Origin of the sequence: Blastococcus sp. HT6-4 (assembly GCF_039679125.1) — a bacterium.
Lineage (GTDB): Bacteria > Actinomycetota > Actinomycetes > Mycobacteriales > Geodermatophilaceae > Blastococcus > Blastococcus montanus.
On sequence record NZ_CP155551.1, the window covers coordinates 2,698,508 to 2,720,706 of the forward strand.

A 22,199-nucleotide genomic window follows, 5' to 3' on the forward strand; every position below is an offset into this window, starting at 1 on the left:
AGCGGGGTCGCGGGAGCGGGGCCGCCTGCCGCGGTTGCGCGAGGCTCCTACGCTCGGGATCATGCGTCTGCACCGTGGCCTCCCGGCCGCCGCGTCCGGCCTGCTCCTGGCCCTCCCCCTGGCACTGGCCGGGTGCACCACCTCCGGCGACGACGCCGAGGCCCCCGCGGCCGCCAGCGCGACACCGACCGAGGCCGAGGTCGCCGCCGTCGAGTGGACCGACTGCGACGACCAGATCCAGCCGCTGATCGCCGGCCAGCCCGGCAGCGAGCGCCCGCTGAGCTTCGAGTGCGGCCGCACCGAGGTGCCGATCAGCTACGACGATCCCGGGGGCGACACGCTCCCGCTGTTCCTGGTCCGCGCCTCGTCGGGCGCGCAGACCGACCCCATCGGGTCCCTGGTGGTCAACCCCGGCGGGCCGGGCGGTTCCGGGGCGGACGCCGCGATCGGGCTGGCGCTGACCCTGCCCGAGGACGTGCTCGACCGCTTCGCCGTCGTGGGCTTCGACCCCCGTGGCGTGGGGCTGTCCACCCCCGTGGAGTGCATCCCGGCCGAGCTCAAGGACCGGGCGGTCGCCGCCGAGCCGCGGCCGACCACCGACGAGCAGCTCGACGCCGTCTTCGCGATGGCCGACGACGTGGCCGAGGGCTGCGCCGAGGAGTACGGCGACGCACTGGGCACGTTCAACACCGTCGACACCGCGCGCGACATGGAGCAGCTGCGGCAGGCGCTGGGCGAGGAGCGGCTGACCTTCCTCGGCTACTCCTACGGCACCACGCTGGGCTCCACCTACGCCGAGCTCTTCCCCGACCGCGTGCGCGCCATGGTGCTCGATGCCGCCGTCGACCCCGACGCCGACGCGATCGCCGACGCCGAGGCGACCGCGGCCGGGCTCGAGGCCGGGTTCGACGCCTTCGCCGCGAACTGCACGGGCCTGATCGCCGGCTGCCCCCTCGGCGACGACCCCCGTCGCTTCGTCGAGGAGCTGCTCGCCCAGGCCGACGCCACCCCCATCCCGAGCAGCGAGCCCGAGGAGTCCCGCCAGGCGACGCCGGGGATCGTGCTCACCGCGATCCAGGCGGGGCTCTACGACACCGCGTCCTGGCCGCAGCTGGCCCAGGGCCTCGCGGCCGCCCGCGACGGCGACGCCCGGGCGCTGTTCTCGCTGGCCGACCAGTACACCGGCCGGCTCGAGGACGGCACCTACACCAACCTCTTCGACGCCAACCTCGCCATCAACTGCGCCGACACCGAGCAGACCGTGGAGGAGAGCCGGGTGCGCCAGCTCGCGCCCGAGTGGGGCGAGCGCTTCCCGCTGTTCGGCGCCGGGTCCGCCGCCGGGCTGTACACGTGCTCGGTGTGGGAGGCGGAGCGGACGCCGCTCCCCGAGCGCGATGCCGAGGGCAGCGCGCCGATCGTCGTCGTCGGCAACGCCGGTGACCCGGTGACCCCGCTGGCCGGCGCCGTCGACCTCGCCGAGGACCTCGACAGCGGCGTGCTGCTCACCTGGGAGGGCCAGGGGCACACGGCCTACCCGAAGACCGAGTGCGTCACCGCGGCGGTCAACGCCTACCTCATCGATCTGGTGGCGCCGGTGGACGGCCTCACCTGCCCTGCGTGAGACTCGGCGCTCCCGACCACTGAGGGAGTGCCGCTGATGGCCACCAGCAAGGACGCCGTCGTCCTCGACGTCGCCGGGCACGAGGTGCGCGTCTCCAACCCGGAGAAGCCGTACTTCGCGGGCCTGGGCGTGCGGAAGATCGACGTCGTGGAGTACTTCGTCGCCGTCGGCGACGGGATCCTGTTCGCGCTGAAGGACCGGCCGACGACGCTGGAGCGCTGGCCGGGCGGCTACTCCCCCGACGCGAAGATGGCCACGCGGGCAGACACCCACGGCGACGCCTTCTACCAGAAGCGGGTGCCGAAGAACGCCCCGCCGTGGGTGCCGACCGCGCACATCACCTTCCCCAGTGGGCGGACGGCCGACGAGATCGCCCCCGACTCGGTGGCCGTGGTCGCCTGGTGCGCGAACCTCGGGACGCTGACCTTCCACCCGTGGCCGGTGGACAAGACCGACGTCGAGGCGCCGAACCAGATCCGCATCGACCTCGACCCGCAGCCGGGCACCGACTTCGCCGACGCGGTGTGGGTGGCCCCGCACGTGCGGGAGCTGCTGCACGAGTTCGGCATGGAGGGCTGGCCGAAGACCTCCGGCGGGCGCGGCGTGCACATCTACGTGCCCATCCAGCCGCGCTGGACCTTCACCGAGGTCCGGCATGCGGTGATCGCCCTCGGCCGCGAGCTGGAGCGGCGCCTGCCCGACCGCGTGACGATGTCGTGGTGGAAGGAGGAGCGCGGCGAGAAGATCTTCATCGACTACAACCAGATGGCCCGGGACCGCACCATCGCCTCGGCCTACTCCATCCGGCCCAAGCCGCACGCGCCGGTCTCCGCACCCGTCGACTGGGAGGAGCTGCCCGACGTGCATCCCACCGACTTCGACATCCGGACCATGCCCGAGCGCTTCGCGAAGGTGGGCGACCGGCACGCCGGCCTCGCCGACCACGCCTACGGCATCGAACCGCTGCTGGAGCTGGCCGAGCGGCAGGCCGCCGACGACGGTCTGGGTGACCTGCCCTATCCCCCCGACTACCCGAAGATGCCGGGCGAGCCGATGCGCGTGCAGCCCAGCCGCGCCAAGCGGTCTACCAGCGAAAACCAGTGATCGCGCCGTCAGGCCGGGACCCCGGCCTGGCACGGTGGCCCCGGCTACCCGGCGGGCGATCAACGGGGTGGCCGGTGCGCGACGGCTGCCCGCGGCGCACGTGCGGCGTCGGCCATCTCGGCCAGCATCGCCTCGGTCGTCGTCGCGCTGAGAACTGCAGCGGCTGCGGACCGTCAAGCGGAGGGCGACCGGCATCGCGGACGTCTCCTACAGCTAGGAGAGTTCGCGCGAGGCATGGGGTCGCCGGAGTGCTACTCGAGCCACCCGCGGCATCGGATCGACCTGCATCTTCGCCCGGGACTGCCCAAGGTTCGGTTGACTCCTTACCTGTGAGGCCGCGGCCTCTGGAAGCCGAGAACCGCGCGCGCCGTAAGCGCCACGCAGTTCAAGGGCTCAACACAATCCAGGGTGTAGTTGCGGTCTGAAGCCGCCGGTCTCGAGCAGGCTCCTGGCGATGTAGTTGGTGAGGTTGCGGAACCCGAGCGCCGAGCCGCGCAGATGCTCCAGGCGTCCGTTCATCGCTTCTGTCGGGCCGTTGCTCGTGCCGGGGCGGTCGAAGTAGGCCAGGACGTCCTCGGCGCGCTTCTTCAGGGTCCGCCCGAGGGTCGTCAGCTCGGTGAGCGCGGCCGGGACGCCGTGGCTGACGGACTCGATCAGCGTCGTCATGAGCCGCCGGCCCTTCGCGCGGTCGGGTTCGCGGTAGGCGCCGATCATGCGCTGGTAGATGCCCCAGGTCGCCTCGACCTGGACGTGCTCCTCGACGCCGAACAGCGCGGTGAGGCGTTGCTGCTGTCGGTCGGTGAGGAGGTCAGAACCCGTGTGCAGGGTGCGTCGGGCGCGGTAGAGCGGGTCGTCCTTGCGGCCTCGGTGGCCGTGCAGATCCTGCTGGACCCGGCGGCGGCAGCGGTCCAACGCGTCGCCGGCGAGGCGGACGACGTGGAACGGATCCATGACGGCGACGGCGTCGGGGAGCTCTTCGGTGGTGGCGGTCTTGAAGCCGGTGAACCCGTCCATCGCGACCACCTCCAGGCCCTTCCGCCAGGCCTCCGGCCGCTGGGTAAGCCAGGTCTTGAAGGCCTGCTTGGAGCGGCCTTCGACCATGTCCAGCAGGCGGGAGGGCCCGGTCTTGTCGCGGATCGGGGTGAGGTCGATGATGACGGTGACGTACTTGTCGCCGTGGCGGGTGTGGCGCCAGACATGCTCATCAACCCCGATGACCGCTACGCCGTGGAAGCGGTCCGGGTCGCCGATCAAGACGCGCTTACCCTCGGCGAGGACGGCGGTGTTGGCGGTGTTCCACGACACCGCGAGGGCTTCGGCGATCCGAGCCACCGTGAGGTGCTGGACCACTAGCCCTTCCAGGGCCCAGCGCAGCGCGCTTCGGGAGAGCCGCGCCCGGGGTTCTGCGGCGCGGCTGGTGTCTTGACGCCAGACGTGGCCGCAGCCGGTGCACTGGTAGCGGCGGACCGTGACCAGCAGCGTCGTGGGCCGCCAGCCCAGCGGCTCGTGGGCCAGGCGGCGGGTCACGCTGTCACGCGGGGTGCCCTCCCAGCCGCAGCGCCTGCACCACTGGTCGGCCTCCACGACGCGGCAGGCCAGGACCGCGCGGTCGGGCTCGAGGCACTGCCCGAGGGCTTGCAGACCCAGCTTGTCGAGGCGGCAAAACGTGGTCAGGTCGGGGCAGGCAAAGGTAGCGTCAGGCACGTCGAGGTCTTTCTGGATGGGCGGTGTAGGAACTTCCACCCTCGGCAGGCCTCGGCCTTCACCCGGGCACCCACGCGCGGGCCGGTGCCACCATTCAGCTCTGACAAGCCATCGAAGTAGCCTCAATCCCGGGCGGAGGGTGCGAGCAGCTCTCCGGTCCCATCGCCGCAGTAGACGCCCAGCGACCAGGCTGAGCGCATCGCGGCGCCAGCCCCGCTGAGCGGGAAGCGGCGCCAGTGCATGCTGCAAACAGGAGAGTTCATGACGTTGTCCCCGGCCGCCCGGGTCGGCCTGGCCGGAGCGGCGGTGGTCGGGGTCGCCTTCGGTATGGCCCGGTACGCCTACGGGCTGACACTGCCCGACATCCGACAGGACCTGGGACTCTCCGAGCTGGTGCTCGGTCTGGTCGCCAGCGCCACGTTCGCCGGCTACCTAGCGGGCCTGCTGCTTACGGGGCCGCTCGCCACTCGCCGCGGCTCGCGTGCCCCGACGACCGTGGGCGGAGCCTGCGGCGCTCTGGGGGCGGTGATCGTCACGGTCGCGCAGTCTCCCTGGTTGCTCGCCGGCGGTGCCGTCCTGGCCGGCAGTGCGGGCGGCTGGGTCTGGGCGCCCTACTCCGACATCGTGACGCGGACGGTAGCCGAGCGGCAGCAGCCGAGGGCGTTGGCGATCATCACGACCGGCACCAGCGGCGGACTGGTCGCTCTGGGTGCTCTGGCCGGCCTTGCCGCGCTGGGCTCATGGCGCCTGGTCTGGGGCGGCATCGCCCTCGCCGCCGTGGCTGCCGCCGTGGTGAACCTCCGGCTGGTGCCGAGAACCAGGCCAGCCCCACGCCCGGATGGGCGGCGCGGCACCTCCTCACTCGTGAGAGCGCTGCGGGTTCCGGCCGCCTACTCCGTCGTCTACTTCGCGGTCATAGTCATCTACTTCACCTACGCCGCGGACGTCCTCCAGCGGGATGACCTCCCGGCGGCAGCCGTCCCGGCCCTCTACGCGGCCATCGGCCTCACCGGCGTGGTTGCTGTAACGACCGGGGCCATCGCGAAGCGACTTGGCAGCATCAGGGTGGCGGCGCTATGCCTGTTGACGGTGGCTGCGGCGCTGGCACTACTGGGGCTGGCCAGCGACTCCCTGGCCGCGACGGCGGCCTCGGCATGCATCTTCGGCGTGGGGTATATGACCGGGTCGGCGGTGCTCGCGGTCTGGACCGCCGAGCTGGTGCCCGACCGCGCAGGCACGGCGTTCACCGGGTGTCTGGTCGTGGGAGCCGTCACCTCGGTCGCAGCGCCCGCCGTCGCCGGTGCGGTCATCCCTGGCCTGGGGCTAGGGACGCTGCTCGTCCTCACCGCCGCGGTGTCACTGCTCAGCGGGGTGGCACTGATGCTGCACGGGTCCTCGGGAGGGGGACCGTCAGCAACACCGAATCGTGAACCCCAGTGTCCCGCCAGTACTCGTCCCGCACACCCTCCATTGCGATGAGCCAGTTCAAGCAGGAGAACGAGATGCTGCCCGGCGGCCTACTTAGCGCGCGACGTGCTCCCAGAATGATGTACCCGCTGGTCCAAGAGCTCGCCGCCGACAAGATCCCTGTCGTGGTGACCTGCCCGGTGCTCGGCTTCTCCAAGCAGGCCTTGTACACGAGGGAACCTAGCCCGCCGTCTTCACGCGCGGTGCTATGCCGGTGTCGAAGAGAACGCACGGCGTGACGATCCCGAGTCCACCGTCTTGTGAGGGCCTAGATACCTTGAGAGGCACCGGCGCCGAAGTCCTGTTGTTGCTCTGGGGTCAAAAGGATCCAGGTACTTGTGCCAACGGAGGTGAGCTCGCCGTTCGCCGCCTGTATCGCCGACCCCGCATGGCGTTTCCGCCCATCCGCCCTGAGAGTCCACCCCAGGACTGTTAGAGGTTCGCCGGCTCTCGGTCGGCGATGCACGACCGCGGCCATGCGGCCCAGCACGATGGTCCCCAGGTTCGGGTCGACCGACAGCCACGCGAATCCGCTCTGACAGTCGAGGGCTGCCCACAGAATGCGCTCGTCCACGGCTCCACCGTCGTCCACGTGCGAGGACGTCGGGGTCCATGGCCAGGCGACGATGCCGTGTTCGCACGTGGCACCCGGGAAGATGCGCAGTCCGTCACCCGGGGTGCGGTCGGGGCCGCAGGTGTAGCAGGTCGGATAGACGTGACTGCGCCGGTAGGCAGTGATGTCGAATGACTCGGCCGCTACTAGAGCCTCGTCGTAGCTCACGGTCGGTGGGGAACTGAGTTCGCCGTCGAACCGTCGGGCTTGTGCCACCAACCTGTCATCGGCCAGCAGCCGTGTCTCGCCGTGTTCCTGTTCCAGCGTGAGTGGCTGTTGCAGCGGGGGCGGGGCGAAAAGCGTGACCTCGGCGGGTCGCCTGGACCCCTGCGCCGTCACCCCGCAGGCATAACCGCCGTTGGCTGAGCCCGGGGGTCCACAAAAGCGCCGGTCTATCACCACGTGCGTCCGCATCTCAGCTCACCGATCCCAGGAGAAGGGACCGTATCTCGCCTGCGGCTTCCACCTCATGCTCGGCGCTTTTTCCGTTGATGATGAGGTTCACCAGGCGGCAGCCGTATTCGACGAACGGCGTGAGGAAAGTCGCGATCTCCTCCGATCGTCCTGCCGGGCTCCACTTTTCGAATCGCTCGTAGGGCATCCCGTAGAAGGCCTGCATCGCCGAGGCGACGTGGCCCCGCGCCTGGTCCCGCGTGTCTCCAACGCCGCACCAGATGTTCAGCGCGTTGAGGTCCGGAACGCCGCGACCGGCGTTCGACGCGGACTCCGCCATGAGGTCCAGGGACATTCGGTACCGCTCGGCGGAGACCCAGAGGCCCCACCAGCCATCGCCCACCCGCCCTGCGCGGGCGATTGCAGCATCGGAACGGCCGCCGATGACGACAGGGACGGGCTGCACGGGGGTCGGCGTGATCTGAGCCCGCTGCAACCTGAAGTGCTCCCCCTCGAAATCCACCAACCCCCCTGCCAGTAGGGAACGAACGATCTGGATGGCTTCCTCCATCCGTCGTCCCCGAGTCGACGGATCGACCCCGCAGAGCGCGTACTCGTTCCTGTCCTCGCCACCAACCCCGACGCCGAACACGAACCGCCCCGGTGCGAGCACCGCGATGTCGGCGAGCTGACGCGCCACCGGGACCGGATGCCGTAGCGGCAGCAGGTAGATACCAGTGTTGGTGGAGAGCCTGTCGGAGGCGGCGAGGATCCCAGCAGCTCCCAGAAGCCCATCGAAACCTGCGCCGGTGTGGAAGCTGACGTGGTCACCAACGGCGACGTGATCGAGACCAGCCTCCTCGGCGAGCCCCAGCACGCGCTTGCGCTGCAAGCTGTCCAGTCTCGGGAGCCGAGGAAGTAGGCAACCCACGGACAAGTCCACCCTCGCAGTATTCATTCACCCATCCAGATCTGCACCTAGTGAAATAACCGCGCCCGGTTCAGTTGCAGGACGATCAGGAGGAGCGCACACCGTGGTCGGTACCCCTCAGGCGCGCATGGAGTGGCAGGAGCTCGCCGAGGTGCTGGCCGTCTCCCGCCCGGTGCCGCGAGAGCGGCGCTCCAGACGCCTGGTGGCCAGCCGGTGGCGGGGTGCCCGACCCGCTCGCCGTCCGCTGCTGCTGCTGCTGCTGCTGCTGCGAAGGCTGCCCCGCGAAGCTCGAGTGTCTCGACTACGCCCTCGCCGCGAACGAGGATGGTGGACTGTGGGGTGGGCTCACTCGAGCGGAGCGGGCCGAGGTGTGCCGGCAACGGGGGCTGGCGCCGCCCTCACCGCCGGAGCTGCCCCGGCACGGTGAGAACAGCACCTACGCGGCCGGCTGCGACTGTGGGCCGTGCACTCAGGCCCATGTGCGTTACGTCGCCGACTGGCGGACCCGGCGGAAGTACGCCGAGACCACCCGGTCAGCCTGACAACGCGCTGAGCCCCGCCGACTACGGATCGGCGGGGCTCAGTGCTGTCGTCCGGATCAGCGCGCGAGGTCGAGCAGCGCCCGCTCCTCTTCCGACAGTCGGCGGAGCCGGGCGCGCAGCATCGGCACGTCAACGCGCAGCGTGGCGGCGGCCTCATGGAGACCCGTGCTGCGCTGGGCCGCCGCAAGCAGGTCGTCGAACGGGATGAGGAGCCACGAGGCCCAGCCCGCAGCGGCTCCGTCCCCGCGGTCCTGGTCGAAGGGGCCGAGCTCGAGCACCCCCAGTTCGTAGGCCAGCGTCGGGCGGCGCTCTGCAGTGGTGAGCCGGCTGTCGACCAGTTGCACTGTCTCGATCACTCGCACGTCGGGATACCACTCGACCCGGTGCGCCCAGGGGTCCCAGGTGATCATCCCGCACCCCCCGATCCGGTCGCAGCACTCGAGGATGGCCGTGGCGAGCTTGCGGGCGGTGTCCGGGTCGAGCTTCGTGTCGAGAACGAAAACGCGCTCTGGCCCTCGACGAGGAGCACTCCGCCCTCCCCGACGGCGAAGGCGTCCTCGCGGAAGAGTTGACCCTTCACGGGCACCAACTCGCCGTCGGGCGGCTCGATGACCTAGGCCACGGTCGGCATGGTCCAGGTGTATTCGATGGAGTCCGGACCCACGGCAACGGTCTCGGCCCGGGCCGGGCGGCGGCTGATGTAATTCGACTGCTGGGTGGTGTTCATGGCGGCGGTACTCCTCCTGTCGGGTGCCGCTGGTGTAGCGGCGGGGTGCGACAAGCCCTCGCCGACCGACAGAACTCGCCCGATAACCCACCGACGGACGCTCCCCCGCTACCTGCGGATACACCACTTCGCACAGCGCTTACCGGGCTTGCTCCGCGAAGATGCCGGGCGAGCGCGATGCGCGCGCAGCCCAGCCGCGCCAAGCGGTCTACCCGCGGAAACGAGTGATCGCGCCGTCGGCCGGGACCCCGGCCTGGCACGGTGGGTCCGGCTACCCGGCCTGCGTCGGAGCCCGGCAGACGGTCAGCTGCCCGGACCGTGTCCGCCGGCGCCCCGCCGCGCGCGTGCGGCGTCGGCCAGCTCGGCCAGCATCGCCTCGGTCGTGTCGAGGTCGACGCAGGCGTCGGTGACGCTCAACCCGTACCGCAGCCCGCCGGGATTTCGCTGGTCCAGGTCCTGCCGCCCGGCGACGAGGTTGCTCTCCAGCATCACGCCGCGGATGGCCGCCTCCCCCGCCGCGATCTGACCGGCCAGGTCGTGCACCACGTCGATCTGGCGCAGGTGGTTCTTCTGGCTGTTGCCGTGGGAGGCGTCGACCACGAGCACCGCCGGCAGACCGCGCTTCCGCAGCCTCGCCGTGGTGTCCGCGACGTGCGCCGCGGAGTAGTTCGGGCCGTCCTTGTCCCCGCGGAGGATGACGTGGCCGGTCTCGTTGCCGGTGGTCGAGAGCTGCGCCGTCATCCCGTGCCGGTCGACGCCGAGGAACTCGTGCGCGGCCCGTGCGGCGATGACCGCCTGGATCGCGGCGTCGATGCTGCCCTCCGGTGAGTTCTTGAAGCCGACGACGGCGGAGAACCCCGAGACGCGCTCCCGGGCGGTCTGGTCGGTGACGTTGCGCGCGCCGACACCGTTGTAGGTGACCAGCCCGTCGACGTACTGCGGCGTGAGGGCGTTCAGCGGTTCGGCGGCCACCGGCACCCCGAGGGCGGTGATGCGGCTCATCAGCATCCGCGTCGCGACCAGGCCGACGCTGATCCGGTTGGAGCCGTCGAGGTAGGGGTCGTAGGCAAACCCCTTCCAGTCCACCTCGGTCCGGGGTTTCTCCGTGTAGGTGCGCATGACGATCTCGAGGTCGGCCGCGTGCCGCTCGCGCATGCGACGGAGGAACTCGGCGTACTCGAGCGTGGCGGCCGGGTCGTGGATCGAGCAGGGGCCGGCGATGACGGCCAGCCGGCCGTCGGCGCCGGTGACGATGTCGGTCATCGCCCGCCGGCCCGCCCGCGTCGTGGCGGCGGAGGCGGCCGAGATCGGCAGGACGGTGGCGACCGCCTCGGGGGTGACGACGACGTCGAGCCCGGCGATCCGCGTGTTCACCAGCCCGGACAGGTCGACCGGGTCGGCATCCCGGAGGCCGAGCTGCCGCCGGACCTCGGGGAGCAATTCCGCCTGCACCGCGTCCATCTGCGCGTTCACGCGGCGCTGCACGTCCAGCAGGCGATCGGCGATCCGCTCCGCCGAGGCCAGCACCTGGTCGGTGGGGAGGGTCTCCTGCTGCGTCATGCTCCGCGCTCCTTCCGGGGCCCGGTCGAGCCCCGCACCACTCCAGCACATCCCGCTCCCGGCGGACCGGCGACGCGCCTTTCTTGACCCGTTCAAGAAAGCACGCCAGGATGTCCCCGTGACCGACCCCGCGGCTCTCGAACGCGACCTGCGCGCCGCGGGCCTCCGCGTCACCCGCCCGCGCCTGGCGGTGCTGGACGCCGTGCACGCGCACCCGCACCTCGACACCGAGGCGCTCATCGGCGTCACGCGCACGCGCCTGGGCGCCGTCTCGCACCAGGCGGTCTACGACGTGCTGCGGGTGCTCACCGACAGCGGCCTCGTCCGGCGCATCCAGCCGCAGGGGTCGGTCGCCCGCTACGAGGCCCGCGTGGGCGACAACCACCACCACCTGGTCTGCCGGGACTGCGGCGCCATCGTCGACGTCGACTGCGCCGTCGGCGCCGCCCCGTGCCTCACCCCCTCCGACGACGTCGGCTACACCGTCGACGAGGCCGAGGTCGTCTTCTGGGGCCGCTGCCCCAGCTGCGCGGCTGCCTGACCCACCGGCCGTTCCCCTCTCCCCGCCCGACGCCCAGGAAGGTCCACCGTGACCAACGAGCACGACAAGATCCACACCGCGAGCACCACCGAGAGCGAGAACCCGGCGATCCCCTCGCCGACGCAGGTCACCAACCGGCGGCCGCGCACCAACCGCGACTGGTGGCCGAACCAGATCGACCTCGGGGTGCTGAACAAGCCGTCCAAGGACTCCGACCCGCTCGGCGCGGACTTCGACTACAAGGCCGCGTTCGCCACGCTCGACGTCGAGGAGCTCAAGCGCGACATCGTCCAGGTGATGCGCACCTCGCAGGACTGGTGGCCGGCCGACTGGGGGCACTACGGCCCGCTGTTCATCCGCATGTCGTGGCACGCGGCCGGCACCTACCGCATGGCCGACGGCCGCGGCGGCGGTGGCCAGGGCGGGCAGCGCTTCGCCCCGCTCAACAGCTGGCCGGACAACGCCAACCTCGACAAGGCGCGGCGCCTGCTGCTGCCGGTCAAGCAGAAGTACGGCCGCAAGGTCTCCTGGGCCGACCTGCTCGTGCTCGCCGGCAACGTCGCGCACGACGACATGGGCCTCCAGACCTTCGGCTTCGCCTTCGGCCGCGAGGACACCTGGCAGCCCGAGGAGATCTTCTGGGGCCCGGAGGACACCTGGCTCGGCGACGAGCGCTACAGCGGCGACACCCCCCTCGACCTCGAGGACGGCCCCCTCGCCAACGTGACCATGGGGCTGATCTACGTCAACCCCGAGGGCCCGCAGGGCAAGCCGGACCCGCTCGCGTCCGCGCACGACATCCGCGTCACCTTCAGCCGCATGGGGATGACCGACGAGGAGACCGTCGCCCTCATCGCCGGCGGCCACACGTTCGGCAAGACGCACGGCGCCGGCAACCCCGAGCTCGTCGGCCCGGAGCCGGAGGGCTGCCCGGTGCACGGCAACGGCCTCGGGTGGATCAGCCAGCACGGCACCGGCAAGGGCGCCGACACCATCACCAGCGGTCTCGAGGGCGCCTGGACCCCCACGCCCACCACGTGGGACAACACCTACTTCGAGATGCTGTTCAGCTACGAGTGGGAGCTCACCGAGAGCCCGGCCGGCGCCAAGCAGTGGAAGCCGAAGAACCCCGAGGCGCAGGAGCTCGTCCCCGACGCGCACATCGAGGGCAAGAAGAACGCGCCGATGATGGCCACGACCGACCTCGCGCTCATGGCCGACCCCGGGTTCCGCGAGATCTCGGAGCGCTTCTACAACGACCCCGAGTACTTCGCCGACCAGTACGCCCGCGCCTGGTTCAAGCTGCTGCACCGTGACATGGGTCCGAAGGCCCGCTACCTCGGTCCGGACGTGCCGAGCGAGGACCTGATCTGGCAGGACCCGATCCCGGCCGTCGACCACGAGCTCGTGGGCGAGGTCGACGTCGCCGACCTGAAGCAGCGCCTGCTCTCCTCCGGCCTGACCGTCTCGCAGCTGGTGCACACGGCCTGGTCCGCCGCCGCGTCGTACCGCGGCACCGACAAGCGTGGTGGCGCCAACGGCGGCCGCCTGCGGCTCGAGCCCCAGATCGGCTGGGCGGTCAACGAGGGCGTCCGCGACGTGCTGCCGGTGCTCGAGCGGGTGAAGGGTGAGTTCGAGTCGCAGGCCGGCAAGCAGGTCTCGCTCGCCGACCTCATCGTCCTCGGCGGCACCGCCGCGGTGGAGAAGGCCGCTGCCGACGCCGGCGTCCAGGTGACGGTGCCCTTCTCCCCGGGCCGCGCCGACGCCTCGCAGGAGCAGACCGACGTCGACGGGTTCCGCTGGCTCGAGCCCCGGGCGGACGGCTTCCGCAACTGGATCCAGCCGGGCAGCAAGCTCGCCCCCGAGACGCTGCTGGTCGACCGCGCCTACATGCTCGAGCTCACGCCGAAGGAGATGACGGTGCTGCTCGGCGGGCTGCGGGTGCTCGGCGCGAACACCGGCGGGGTGAAGCACGGCGTGTTCACCGACCGGCCGGGCGTGCTGTCGCAGGACTTCTTCCGCAACCTGCTCGACCTCGGCATCTCGTGGCGCACGTCGGCCGAGACGGAGGACGTGTACGAGGGCCTGGACGCCGAGGGCACCGTCGTGCGGACGGCCACCGCGGCCGACCTCGTGTTCAACTCGAACGCGATCCTGCGCGGCATCGTCGAGGTCTACTCGGCCGACGACGCCCAGGAGCAGTTCGTGCGGGACTTCGCCGCCGCCTGGGTCAAGGTCATGGAGCTCGACCGCTACGACCTGCGGTAACCGACCCCTGGCCGACGCCCCGGTCCGCCTCGTGCGGGCCGGGGCGTCCGCGCGTCCGGGTCCTGGCGGGTCAGCCCTTGACCACGTCGTAGCGGACGCAGACGAACTCGCCGTTGACCGCCCACTCCGTGCGGACCAGCTCCAGCCGGCGGGGCAGCAGCGGCGCCCCGGACCCGATCGTGCACGGCGCGATGGAGACGACGATCTCGTCGAGCAGGCCCGCGTCCGCGAACTGGCCCGCGAGGTCGCCGCCGCCGACGACCCAGACGTCGCGGTCGCCGGCCGCGGCGACCATCTCCCCGTGCACCTCCGCGGCCCCCGCCGACGTGAAGCGGATGTCCGCACCCGGGTAGCCGCCCAGGTCGCGGTGGGTGAACACCCAGGTGGGCGCGCGGTAGGACCAGTCGGCGCCGCCGTGCTGCTGGACCCACGTGTAGGTGTTCGCGCCCATCGCCAGCGCACCGATCCGCTTCTCGAAGTCCTGGTAGCCGAACGGCCCCTCGTGGTCGGCCTGGCGGGTGAGCAGCCAGTCCAGGGAGTGCTCCTCCGTGGCGATGAAGCCGTCGAGGGTGGTGGCGGTGTAGTAGACGGTGCGGGTCATCGGTCCTCCTCCGGGTGTGCACGGCGGCAGGCGGCCGCGGCCGCCGAGGCCTCAGCGCGGTGAGCGCGTCAGCCAGTCGATCGGGTCGCCGGTGTCCACGGACAGCCCGGCGTCGCGGAGCAGGTGTCGCACCAGCAGGCGCCGGTGCGCCGAGAACGTGAGGACGTGCGCGACGACGCTGCCGATCACGAACGTCTCCGGGGGCTCGCAGAGCGCGTCGACCAACCGGTCGCCCCAGGCGCCGCGCCGGGCGATGTCGCGGACGGCGACCAGCCACCGCGGCGCCACCGCGTCGTGCCGCGCCAGCAACGACACCGGGTCGTCGGCGCCTCGCGCCGGGTGCGCACCGCCCTCGACCGAGGCCAGCCACACCTCCTTGCTCCACACCAGCCGGTCGAGCAGCGCGGCCACCGACTCCTCGGCGCCGTCCCACGGCAGCACCGACCACCCGGGCAGCCGGGCCCGGTGGTACTCCGCGCCGGGCAGCGCCTTCGCCGTCTCGATCAGCGCCCGGGTGTCCTCGACGTCGTGGTGCACCATCAGCGCGGTGACCTCGTCGGGCGTGCCGCGGCCGGCCTCCTCCGCCACCCACAGCGACACCGGCGGGTGGAAGTGGATGCCGTTGGGCGCGGGCAGCCAGTGCTCGTCGCGGGTGCGCGGGCGGGCGTCCACCTCGGCGCCGCCCGCGGTGTCGCCGTCCACCGCCCCGGGGGACCGGCCGTAGGCACGGGCGAACGCGCGGGCGAAGCCCTCGACCGACTCGTAGCCGGCGGCGAAGGCCGTGTCAGTGACGCTCGCACCCGCGCGCAGCTGCCAGGCCGCGCGCTCCAGCAGCACCCGGCGACGGAGCGCGACGGGCGACTCGCCGGCGCCGCGGGTGATCTGGCGGCTGAAGTACCACGGGGAGGCGTAGGCGTCCCCGGCCATGTCGCTGAGCGTCCGGTTGTCCTCGTCGAGGACGGCGTCGAGCAGCTCGCGCAGGCGGTCCCGCCCGGGGGTGTCGTCGGCCATGGCAGCAGTCTGGCGAGCGACGGCGGCGTCGCGCCCGACCGTTCTTGCCCTGTTCGAGCCGGACGGCGTCAGGAACGAGATCGGCACGGGCCATCCGCCCCGGCGCGACGGCGGGCCGCGCGCCCGGCGGCGACGCCGAGGGGCGGTCCCGGGTCAGCAGGTCAGCCGGTGCGCGTCGGGGCCGAGCGCGTGCGCCGCCAGCGCGGCCGGCGTCCCCAGCTCGCGCGCCAGCTCGGCCGCCGCTCCCGCGACGCGCAGCGCGGCCGCGGACTCGGCCAGCCGGTCGGCCAGGATCAGGTCGAGGTCGGCGTCGTGCAGGTCCTCGATGTCGCGCAGCAGGACGGCGGGCCCGGTGGCGGGAACGCGGGCGGAACGGGTCGTGGCGGCGGTGGCCTGCATGGCGGTCCTCCTGGATCGGTGGTGCGCCGGTTCCGTCCGGCTGGTCTCCACCCTCCGGCGGCTCCCGCACGGCGCCGCCGAGGAATCCGCAGGAAATGCGCAAGACCGGACGCCGCGCGACCCCGCCGGGCCCTCACTCCCCCGGACGGTCGCACCGGCCCCCTCGGACGGGTGAGGGTCACCCGCCGCGCGCCGGCCGGTCCTCCAGCTGCGGGCAACGGTGGTCGATGCAGCTCTCGACAGCGACGGAGGAGTTCGGGTGAGGGTCTGGTTGCTGGTGTACGGCGTGCTCTACGTCGTCATCGAGATGACCGGCCACGCCCTGGCGACGGTGGGCTGGCCGCACATCACCGCCCTCGATGTGGCGACGGCGGTCACCGACGCCTTCCTCACCGTCGCCGTGGCCATGGCCGCGCTCCTCGCCGCCCAACTCGGTGCGCGGCGCTGGGGCCCGCTGCTGGCGACCCGGGGCCGATCGGGTGAACCGGTCGAACTGCTTCCCGACCGGCCGATCGGCGTGCGGTCGTGGCGGCCGGCGCCCCTGGCCCTTCCCGGTTCCTCGGCACCGACCGGAGGCCCCGGCACCGACACCGACACCGGCACCGGCACCTACGGAAGCGGGGCCTACGGGACGAGCACCCCCACGGTGGGGACCTACTCCGTGGGTGCGCGCCTCGGCCGCGGTGATCGGCGCGGGCGGCGACTGGCGCCGGCGTTCCCGGAGGAGTCCGGCCACCTGCTCTGAACTCGGTCCGACGGCCCGCGGATCGTGTCGCGTGGGGTCGGCACCCACCGGATGGGCGACGGCCGGGACGGGTCGACGGAGCGGCATCGCGTCACCCCGATCGACGGCCGGCCCGATGACGCCGGCCTCGGCAGGAGGGCCGCCGGCCGCTGCCAGGCAGCGGTGCAGCCGCATGAGAGCCGGGGGCCGTCGGCACCTGGCTCGGTGACGAGCGGTGCAGCGGCGGCGCCCCGCTCCACCTCACGGCGGGCCCGCGGGGCCGGACCGATGGCGCGGGCGGTCAGACCCCGGCGCGGTAGTGGTCGGCGATCTGCCCGGCCGTCAGCTCGCGCGTGTAGACGGACGCGTGGGCCAGGTATCCCCGCCAGTGCCCGCCGTAGGTGTTGTCCGGCCAGGCGTCGGAGATGTCGTCGTACCCCAGGCGCCAGTAACCGGTGTAGTTGCGCGGCGTGGTCATGGTGGCGTCGCCGGCCACGCGTGCACCGTCGACGTAGAGGTACGAGCCGGCGGCGGAGACGGTGACCGTCGCGAGGTGCCAGCGGTTGTCGTTGTAGGGCAACGGCGTCCGGATCGTCCGCGGCGTCGTCCCGGGCCGGAGGCCGAAGTACAGATTGCCCGAGTAGCTCATGTAGAGCAGCCGGTCGTGGTAGATGGAGTCACCGACGGGGTCCCGCGCAAGGTCCATCAGGACCCCGCCGTATCCGGTCGACGTCCGGAACCAGATGCTCAGCGTGAAGACCGTCGGGTTGGCGATGGCGTCCGTCGTGTAGACGTACCCGTAGGTGCCGTCCAGGTAGACGGCCCGGCCGCCGTCGCGGGGGCACGGGCCGCCGGCGCGGCCGAGGTAGGTGCCGGCGGCGGTGTACGTGGCGTTCTGCGGCGTTCCGGCCGTGTCGTAGGCGGTGGAGCCGCTGGTCTCCTGCAGCCCGTAGTAGCGCTGGGCGACCGACGTACCGGTGATCCCCCCGGCTCCGACGTCGCGGGCCGCGTTCGCACAGGTGTAGTAGGTGCCCGAGCCCCAGGCGTCGCCGGCGTTGCTCGTGGTGCTGGCCAGGGCCGCGCCCGCACCGGTCAGATCGAGCACGGTCAGCACGGTCAGCACGGTCAGGGCGCCGGCGCCGAGGCCGAGCAGCCGGAGCCGCCACCGTGCGCGGCGCACGTGATCGCGCTGCGGCGGGGACGCCGGCGCGGCCGGCAACCGGAACCACGTGGCGGCCGGCAGGAGCCCCGCGACGGCAGCCCCGGCGGCCAGCACCGGCGCCCACCGCCCCTCCTGCGCCCACACCACCACGGCGCCGGCCCAGGGCACCCGGAGGGAGGCGATCCCGTGCACCCGCGCGGCTTCGACCGGGGATGTGTCGGGCTCGGCGTTGGCGTCCCCCTTGAGCCAGAGCCGCCCCGCGTCGTCCACGTCGTGCAGCCGGTGCAGCAGGAGCTGGCCCTGGCGTTCGGGGTGGTCGACGAGCAGCACCCGGCCCGGGACGAGCTCGGCCACCGCGCCGGGGCGCACGACGACGACGTCGCCGGTGTGCAACCGGGGCTCCATGGAACCCGACAGCACCACCGTCGACTCCCAGCCCAGGGCGGCCGGCGCGACCGACCACAGCAACAGCCCGGTCACCAGGGCCAGCAACGCCCGCGCGACCGCCGCGACGACGAGCGCGGCCCAGCTCCCGCGCAGCCCCCCGGACGCACGTCCGGCCCGGTGCGCCCCCCGGCGCCGCGGGCTCGGATCGGTGGTCACGGGTCTCCTGCTCGGGGCGGTCGGTCGGGAGGGCGGGTGTCAGGAGCTCTGGGCCTCCCAGGTGAAGGTGATCGATGCGGTGCCACCCTGGGTGCTCTGCGGAGCAGCGGAGTCGAACGTCCACGCGAACCGGTACGTCCGCGAGGCGGCGCTCGCGCCGGTCGGGGCCCAGGTGCCGTAACCGGCCGCGTGCGTGGTGGCGGTGAAGCCCGCCAGGGTCCCCGTGTAGATACCGGCACCGCTGAAGTCCGAGCAGTCGGTCGCCGTTCCCGCGCCCTCGCTGACGGTCAGCTGGAGATACGACGACAGACCGTTCGTGGTGGTCAGGCCGGTGCCGTACAGCTTCACCGTGGACGGCACCGTGCCCTCGGACGTGACCACGATGCAGCGGTTGCCCGTCGAACCGGGCATCAGCCGGTCCGCGCTGAACATCGCGACGCCGGAGTCGTTGTCCGTCAGCCGCACGCTGCCGGCGGTCCAGTTGTTGACGCCGTTGCTCGTCGTGGACGAGAACGCCGAGTAGGACGTCTGCCACACGAGCAGGACCGCGACGGCGAGGCCGACGAACGGTGCCGCGACGAAGCCGAACTTGGCCGCGCGGGCGCCGGGGCGCCCCGTGGTGCGGATCATGGAGGTCTCCTGGGATCGGGATCTACGCCCTCGGTCGCCGTACGGCCACGTCGGACCTCCCAGGTATCGGCCGGAGTATCGCGCACTACAGAGTTGCGACCACGACTCACCCTCGAGGGTGAGTCGAGAGCCGGCCGCGCGCTCCGCGCACGTCCGCCCGGCTCGGAGCACCGACGCGGTCGGCGCCTCCGGACCCCTGTCGGGCCGCCGGGGACGACGGGTCTCGCCGTCGTTCCCGGAGGAACCCGGGCACCTGCTGCGACCCTCGGGGCGGGCACCAGCAGCCCCCGCGGAGAGTCGCAGGTCACAGTTGTGCCGCGTCGGTGTTCCCTTCTGGCGATCTTTGGCTAGGGTTGGGCCTGTCGGGAAGGCCCTGCGCATTGGCAGGACCCCGATGCACCACCTCAGCTAGGAGCGAGCAATGCCCGAAGGAACTGTCAAGTGGTTCAACGCGGAGAAGGGGTTCGGCTTTGCCACCCCCGACGGCGGCGGACCGGACGTCTTCGTCCACTACTCGGCCATCCAGTCCAGCGGGTACCGCTCGCTCGATGAAGGCCAGCGGATCGCGTTCGACATCGAGCAGGGCCAGAAGGGCCCGCAGGCCGCGAACGTCACCCCGCTCTGATCTCCTGATCAGGCTCTGATCTCCTGATCAGCACAGCGCCCCCGCCCGGTTCTCCGGGCGGGGGCGCTGTCGTTCCGGGGCTGGGTCGCTAGCGCGCCCGCGGCACGTAGCCGCCGATCAGCGACGACATCAGCAGTGCCCCGTCGTGCTCGCCCACCGCCGCCGCCGCCTCGGCGAGGGCCCGCCAGCGCTGCCGCTCGACATCGGTGGGCGCCCGCTCCGCGCGGACGGCCAGCTGCTCGAGCAGCCGTTCCCACTCCCCCTGCGGGGTCGGCCAGAGCCCGGCCAGCCGACGGGCCTCCGCCGAGATGGCGGTGATCCGGACGATGTCCCCCGCGTGGTTGGTGAGCGGCTCGATGTAGCCGGCCGACGCCAGGGCCTTGGCCGCGGCGATCACCTCCGCCTTCGGCAGCCCGCTCCCGGGGACGACCGACCCGAGCAGGTAGGGCGCGCCACCGTGCTTCGGCTCGTCGACCAGCCGGGCGATGGCCCGCAGCACCGGGAGGTCACGGGTGAACCAGACGTCGGGGAGCAGGTCGCCGGGCGCGGTGGGATCGGGGGAGGTCACGCCTCCAGTCTCCCCGCGCCCGCCACCCGCCCGCGCAGGCGGCCCGCCCCGGCGGCACGGAGCCCGGGGGGAATGGCGGCTCCGGCGGCTTCGTTCGTCCAGACATGACGACCTCCCCCGAGAAGCCCCAGGTCAGCAAGACCGACGAGGAGTGGCGGGCGCAGCTGTCCCCGGAGGAGTACGCGGTGCTCCGGCAGGCCGGGACCGAGCGTCCCTGGACCGGCGAGTACGTCGACACCAAGACCGTCGGCGTCTACGAGTGCCGGGCCTGCGGGGCGGAGCTGTTCCGCTCGGAGACCAAGTTCGACAGCCACTGCGGCTGGCCGTCCTTCTACGAGGCCTCGGCCGAGGACAACGTGCTCCTCCGCGAGGACCGCAGCTTCGGGATGGTCCGCACCGAGGTGCTGTGCGGCACCTGCCACAGCCACCTGGGCCACCTCTTCGACGACGCCCCGCAGACGCCCACCGGCGACCGCTACTGCATCAACAGCGTCAGCATCCGGCTGCAGCCCGCCACGACATCGTGATCCTCCGGATCACACCGCGTCCACGAGCCGTTCCCCGGTTCCGCTGAACGCGTCCGCGTCCCGCGTCGGGAGCCTTCCGGGTCCCGCGACGCGGGACGCAGTGCTGTCCGGCGTCGTCACGCCAGGTCGGCGACCAGCTCCGCGACCGGCTTGCGGACGCCGCTGTAGAACGGCACCTCCTCGCGCACGTGCCGGCGGGCGCGGCTGGCCCGCAGATCGCGCATCAGGTCGACGATCCGGTGCATCTCGTCGGCCTCGAAGGCGAGCATCCACTCGTAGTCACCGAGCGCGAACGCGGCCACCGTGTTGGCCCGCACGTCGGGGTACGGCCGGGCCTGCATGCCGTGCTCCTTGAGCATGTCCCGGCGCTCCGCGTCGGGCAGCAGGTACCACTCGTAGGAGCGCACGAACGGGTAGACGCAGATGAACCGCCGCGGCTCCTCGTCGGCGAGGAACGCCGGGATGTGGCTGCGGTTGAACTCCGCCGGCCGGTGCAGCGCCATCTGCGACCAGACGGGCTCGAGGCGCCGGCCCAGCGCGGTGCGGCGCAGCCGGGTGTAGGCCTCCTGCAGCGCCTCCACCGACGCGGCGTGCCACCACACCATGAGGTCGGCGTCGGCCCGGAAACCGGCGACGTCGTAGGTGCCGCGGACGACGACGTCCTTGCCGGCCAGCTCCTCGATCAGCGCGGCGACCTCGTCGGCGGCCGCGGTCCGCTGGTCGTCGCCGAAGGGGTGCGCCAGCCTGAACACCGACCACATCGTGTAGCGGATGCTGGCGTTCAGCTCGTTCGCCCGCTTGCCGATGCTGCGTTCATCCACCTGCTGCTCGCTCATGCCCACATCTTCCTCCGCGGCGTGGGCGGCACCGGGGCCGGGCGGGTCAGGTGCCCGGGATCACGGTCAGGTGCCGACGACTGCGCCCGGGCAGGCAGGCGACCGCGGCCAGCGCCAGCGCGACGCCGTCCTCCACCAGCGCCGCCCCGAGGTCGGGCATCCGCCCGGCCGCCCACCGCCGCCAGCCCAGCCCCCCGTAGGAGCCGGCCAGCGCGCCGACGACCCCGGCCACCACGGGCAGCGCCCCGTTCGAGCGCTCCCGCGCGGCCAGCCGCCCACCGCCCTCGGCCGCGGCGAGCAACCGTGGCACCAGGACGGCGCCCTCCGTCCGCGGCGAGGTGCCCGGCTGCTTGTCGGCGACCAGTTCCGCCACGACGCCCGCGCCGCTGAAGACCTGCCGCTTCCTGGTCACGCCGCCCGGCGCACCCGCTCTCGTGGAGGCGGTGAGGATCGGGCCCGCGAAACCCAGGGAGCTCCGGCTGCCGGTGGCCAGCCCCAGCACCGCCGACCGGAGCACCAGATCGGCGCGCGCAGGGCCCACCGCACGCTCGCGCGGGACGGGCGCCGCCTCCAGCACGGTCTGCACCGCCGCGCCGTAGGCCAGGTGCGGCACGGCGTCGGCCAGCAGGTCGCCGGCCGACCACGTGCGCGGGTCCGTGACCCCCAGCGCCGCCGCGGCGCCGTCGGTGACGGCGGTCGCCGCCGCCCCCGCCAGCACCGCGCCCACCGGCGCCGGGAACCGCACGCCCAGCGACCGGACGACACTGGCCAGGACGCCGACGCCCAGGCCGTTGGCCGTCCCGGCGAGCGCACCCAGCGCTGTCCGCCGGTGCGCACGGACGGCGCCGCGGCCGGGGACATCCCGCCCCACCCGGGCGGCGACGGCGTCGACCACCCGCTCCGGCACCGTGCTCGCCGGACGTCCGCGGAGGGCCATGTCGAGGTAGCTGACGGCGTTGAGGGCGACGGTGCCGGCCGCACCAGCAGCCAGCCCGCGCGTGAATGACCCGGTCATCCTCCGACCCTGCGCACCCTGCGACCG

At 72.5% G+C, this 22,199-nt stretch carries 23 protein-coding genes; 10 read left to right on the forward strand and 13 right to left on the reverse strand.

Annotated features, from left to right (window positions below):
* Window positions 1–61: 61 nt before the first annotated feature.
* Window positions 62–1,621 (forward strand): alpha/beta hydrolase, encoded by a 1,560-nt coding sequence (locus ABDB74_RS12890; RefSeq protein WP_346619005.1) that lies wholly within the window; start codon window positions 62–64, stop codon window positions 1,619–1,621.
* Between the two features lie 36 nt (window positions 1,622–1,657).
* The gene (locus ABDB74_RS12895; protein ID WP_346619006.1) at window positions 1,658–2,725 is read left to right on the forward strand and encodes a DNA polymerase domain-containing protein; all 1,068 of its coding nucleotides are present in this window, start codon (window positions 1,658–1,660) and stop codon (window positions 2,723–2,725) included.
* A gap of 393 nt (window positions 2,726–3,118) precedes the next feature.
* On the opposite strand, the gene ABDB74_RS12900 is transcribed toward ABDB74_RS12895, so the two are convergent.
* Window positions 3,119–4,429 (reverse strand): ISL3 family transposase, encoded by a 1,311-nt coding sequence (locus ABDB74_RS12900; RefSeq protein WP_346619007.1) that lies wholly within the window; start codon window positions 4,427–4,429, stop codon window positions 3,119–3,121.
* A 261-nt stretch (window positions 4,430–4,690) separates the two neighbouring features.
* On the opposite strand from ABDB74_RS12900, the gene ABDB74_RS12905 reads away from it, so the two are divergent.
* Window positions 4,691–5,908 carry an MFS transporter gene (locus tag ABDB74_RS12905; protein WP_346619008.1) on the forward strand — a complete coding sequence of 406 codons (1,218 nt, stop codon included), beginning with the start codon at window positions 4,691–4,693 and terminating at the stop codon, window positions 5,906–5,908.
* Window positions 5,905–6,135, forward strand: coding sequence for a hypothetical protein (locus ABDB74_RS20715; protein WP_407062121.1), 231 nt, complete (start codon window positions 5,905–5,907; stop codon window positions 6,133–6,135). The genes ABDB74_RS12905 and ABDB74_RS20715 overlap by 4 nt, the downstream gene beginning before the upstream one ends.
* A 29-nt stretch (window positions 6,136–6,164) precedes the next feature.
* Here ABDB74_RS20715 and ABDB74_RS12915 read toward each other — a convergent pair whose 3' ends face one another.
* On the reverse strand, window positions 6,165–6,848 hold the full coding sequence (locus ABDB74_RS12915; protein ID WP_346619009.1) for a hypothetical protein: 684 nt from the start codon (window positions 6,846–6,848) through the stop codon (window positions 6,165–6,167).
* A gap of 76 nt (window positions 6,849–6,924) precedes the next feature.
* Complete coding sequence (locus ABDB74_RS12920) at window positions 6,925–7,794, reverse strand: LLM class flavin-dependent oxidoreductase (RefSeq protein ID WP_346619010.1); 870 nt, start codon at window positions 7,792–7,794, stop codon at window positions 6,925–6,927.
* A gap of 113 nt (window positions 7,795–7,907) precedes the next feature.
* Between ABDB74_RS12920 and ABDB74_RS20720 the strand changes: the two genes are divergently transcribed.
* Window positions 7,908–8,375 carry a WhiB family transcriptional regulator gene (locus tag ABDB74_RS20720; protein ID WP_407062122.1) on the forward strand — a complete coding sequence of 156 codons (468 nt, stop codon included), beginning with the start codon at window positions 7,908–7,910 and terminating at the stop codon, window positions 8,373–8,375.
* 56 nt (window positions 8,376–8,431) lie between these two features.
* On the opposite strand, the gene ABDB74_RS12925 is transcribed toward ABDB74_RS20720, so the two are convergent.
* Together ABDB74_RS12925 and ABDB74_RS12930 are read right to left on the reverse strand one after the other, a co-directional pair.
* Window positions 8,432–8,785: an ImmA/IrrE family metallo-endopeptidase gene (locus tag ABDB74_RS12925; RefSeq protein WP_346619011.1), complete on the reverse strand. Its 354-nt coding sequence runs from the start codon at window positions 8,783–8,785 to the stop codon at window positions 8,432–8,434.
* 620 nt (window positions 8,786–9,405) lie between these two features.
* Window positions 9,406–10,662 carry a 3-deoxy-7-phosphoheptulonate synthase gene (locus ABDB74_RS12930; RefSeq protein ID WP_346619012.1) on the reverse strand — a complete coding sequence of 419 codons (1,257 nt, stop codon included), beginning with the start codon at window positions 10,660–10,662 and terminating at the stop codon, window positions 9,406–9,408.
* 118 nt (window positions 10,663–10,780) lie between these two features.
* Between ABDB74_RS12930 and ABDB74_RS12935 the strand changes: the two genes are divergently transcribed.
* Window positions 10,781–11,203, forward strand: coding sequence for a Fur family transcriptional regulator (locus ABDB74_RS12935; RefSeq protein ID WP_346619013.1), 423 nt, complete (start codon window positions 10,781–10,783; stop codon window positions 11,201–11,203).
* Between the two features lie 48 nt (window positions 11,204–11,251).
* On the forward strand, window positions 11,252–13,471 hold the full coding sequence (gene katG, locus ABDB74_RS12940; RefSeq protein WP_346619014.1) for a catalase/peroxidase HPI: 2,220 nt from the start codon (window positions 11,252–11,254) through the stop codon (window positions 13,469–13,471).
* Window positions 13,472–13,541: 70 nt separating this feature from the next.
* On the opposite strand, the gene ABDB74_RS12945 is transcribed toward katG, so the two are convergent.
* From ABDB74_RS12945 to ABDB74_RS12955, 3 genes are all read right to left on the reverse strand, one after another.
* Window positions 13,542–14,072 (reverse strand): dihydrofolate reductase family protein, encoded by a 531-nt coding sequence (locus ABDB74_RS12945; RefSeq protein ID WP_346619015.1) that lies wholly within the window; start codon window positions 14,070–14,072, stop codon window positions 13,542–13,544.
* 51 nt (window positions 14,073–14,123) lie between these two features.
* Window positions 14,124–15,083, reverse strand: a complete 960-nt coding sequence (locus ABDB74_RS12950; RefSeq protein ID WP_346619016.1) for a helix-turn-helix domain-containing protein — start codon at window positions 15,081–15,083, stop codon at window positions 14,124–14,126.
* A 153-nt stretch (window positions 15,084–15,236) separates the two neighbouring features.
* Window positions 15,237–15,482 (reverse strand): hypothetical protein, encoded by a 246-nt coding sequence (locus ABDB74_RS12955; RefSeq protein ID WP_346619017.1) that lies wholly within the window; start codon window positions 15,480–15,482, stop codon window positions 15,237–15,239.
* Between the two features lie 259 nt (window positions 15,483–15,741).
* Here ABDB74_RS12955 and ABDB74_RS12960 point away from each other — a divergent pair, with 259 nt between their 5' ends.
* Window positions 15,742–16,227, forward strand: coding sequence for a hypothetical protein (locus ABDB74_RS12960; RefSeq protein ID WP_346619018.1), 486 nt, complete (start codon window positions 15,742–15,744; stop codon window positions 16,225–16,227).
* 280 nt (window positions 16,228–16,507) lie between these two features.
* Here ABDB74_RS12960 and ABDB74_RS12965 read toward each other — a convergent pair whose 3' ends face one another.
* Together ABDB74_RS12965 and ABDB74_RS12970 are read right to left on the reverse strand one after the other, a co-directional pair.
* Window positions 16,508–17,971 (reverse strand): signal peptidase I, encoded by a 1,464-nt coding sequence (locus ABDB74_RS12965; protein ID WP_346619019.1) that lies wholly within the window; start codon window positions 17,969–17,971, stop codon window positions 16,508–16,510.
* A gap of 39 nt (window positions 17,972–18,010) precedes the next feature.
* A complete protein-coding gene (locus ABDB74_RS12970; RefSeq protein WP_346619020.1) occupies window positions 18,011–18,601 on the reverse strand; it encodes a hypothetical protein in 591 nt (196 codons plus the stop codon).
* A 421-nt stretch (window positions 18,602–19,022) separates the two neighbouring features.
* On the opposite strand from ABDB74_RS12970, the gene ABDB74_RS12975 reads away from it, so the two are divergent.
* The gene (locus ABDB74_RS12975) at window positions 19,023–19,226 is read left to right on the forward strand and encodes a cold-shock protein (RefSeq protein ID WP_014377016.1); all 204 of its coding nucleotides are present in this window, start codon (window positions 19,023–19,025) and stop codon (window positions 19,224–19,226) included.
* An 88-nt stretch (window positions 19,227–19,314) separates the two neighbouring features.
* Here ABDB74_RS12975 and ABDB74_RS12980 read toward each other — a convergent pair whose 3' ends face one another.
* The gene (locus tag ABDB74_RS12980) at window positions 19,315–19,794 is read right to left on the reverse strand and encodes a hypothetical protein (RefSeq protein WP_346619023.1); all 480 of its coding nucleotides are present in this window, start codon (window positions 19,792–19,794) and stop codon (window positions 19,315–19,317) included.
* 104 nt (window positions 19,795–19,898) lie between these two features.
* On the opposite strand from ABDB74_RS12980, the gene msrB reads away from it, so the two are divergent.
* Window positions 19,899–20,321 (forward strand): peptide-methionine (R)-S-oxide reductase MsrB, encoded by a 423-nt coding sequence (msrB, locus tag ABDB74_RS12985; protein ID WP_346619024.1) that lies wholly within the window; start codon window positions 19,899–19,901, stop codon window positions 20,319–20,321.
* A 116-nt stretch (window positions 20,322–20,437) separates the two neighbouring features.
* Here the strand turns inward: msrB and hemQ are convergent, their stop codons facing one another.
* The gene (hemQ, locus tag ABDB74_RS12990; RefSeq protein WP_346619026.1) at window positions 20,438–21,157 is read right to left on the reverse strand and encodes a hydrogen peroxide-dependent heme synthase; all 720 of its coding nucleotides are present in this window, start codon (window positions 21,155–21,157) and stop codon (window positions 20,438–20,440) included.
* Between the two features lie 46 nt (window positions 21,158–21,203).
* On the reverse strand, window positions 21,204–22,172 hold the full coding sequence (locus tag ABDB74_RS12995) for a hypothetical protein (RefSeq protein ID WP_346619027.1): 969 nt from the start codon (window positions 22,170–22,172) through the stop codon (window positions 21,204–21,206).
* Window positions 22,173–22,199: the final 27 nt, after the last annotated feature.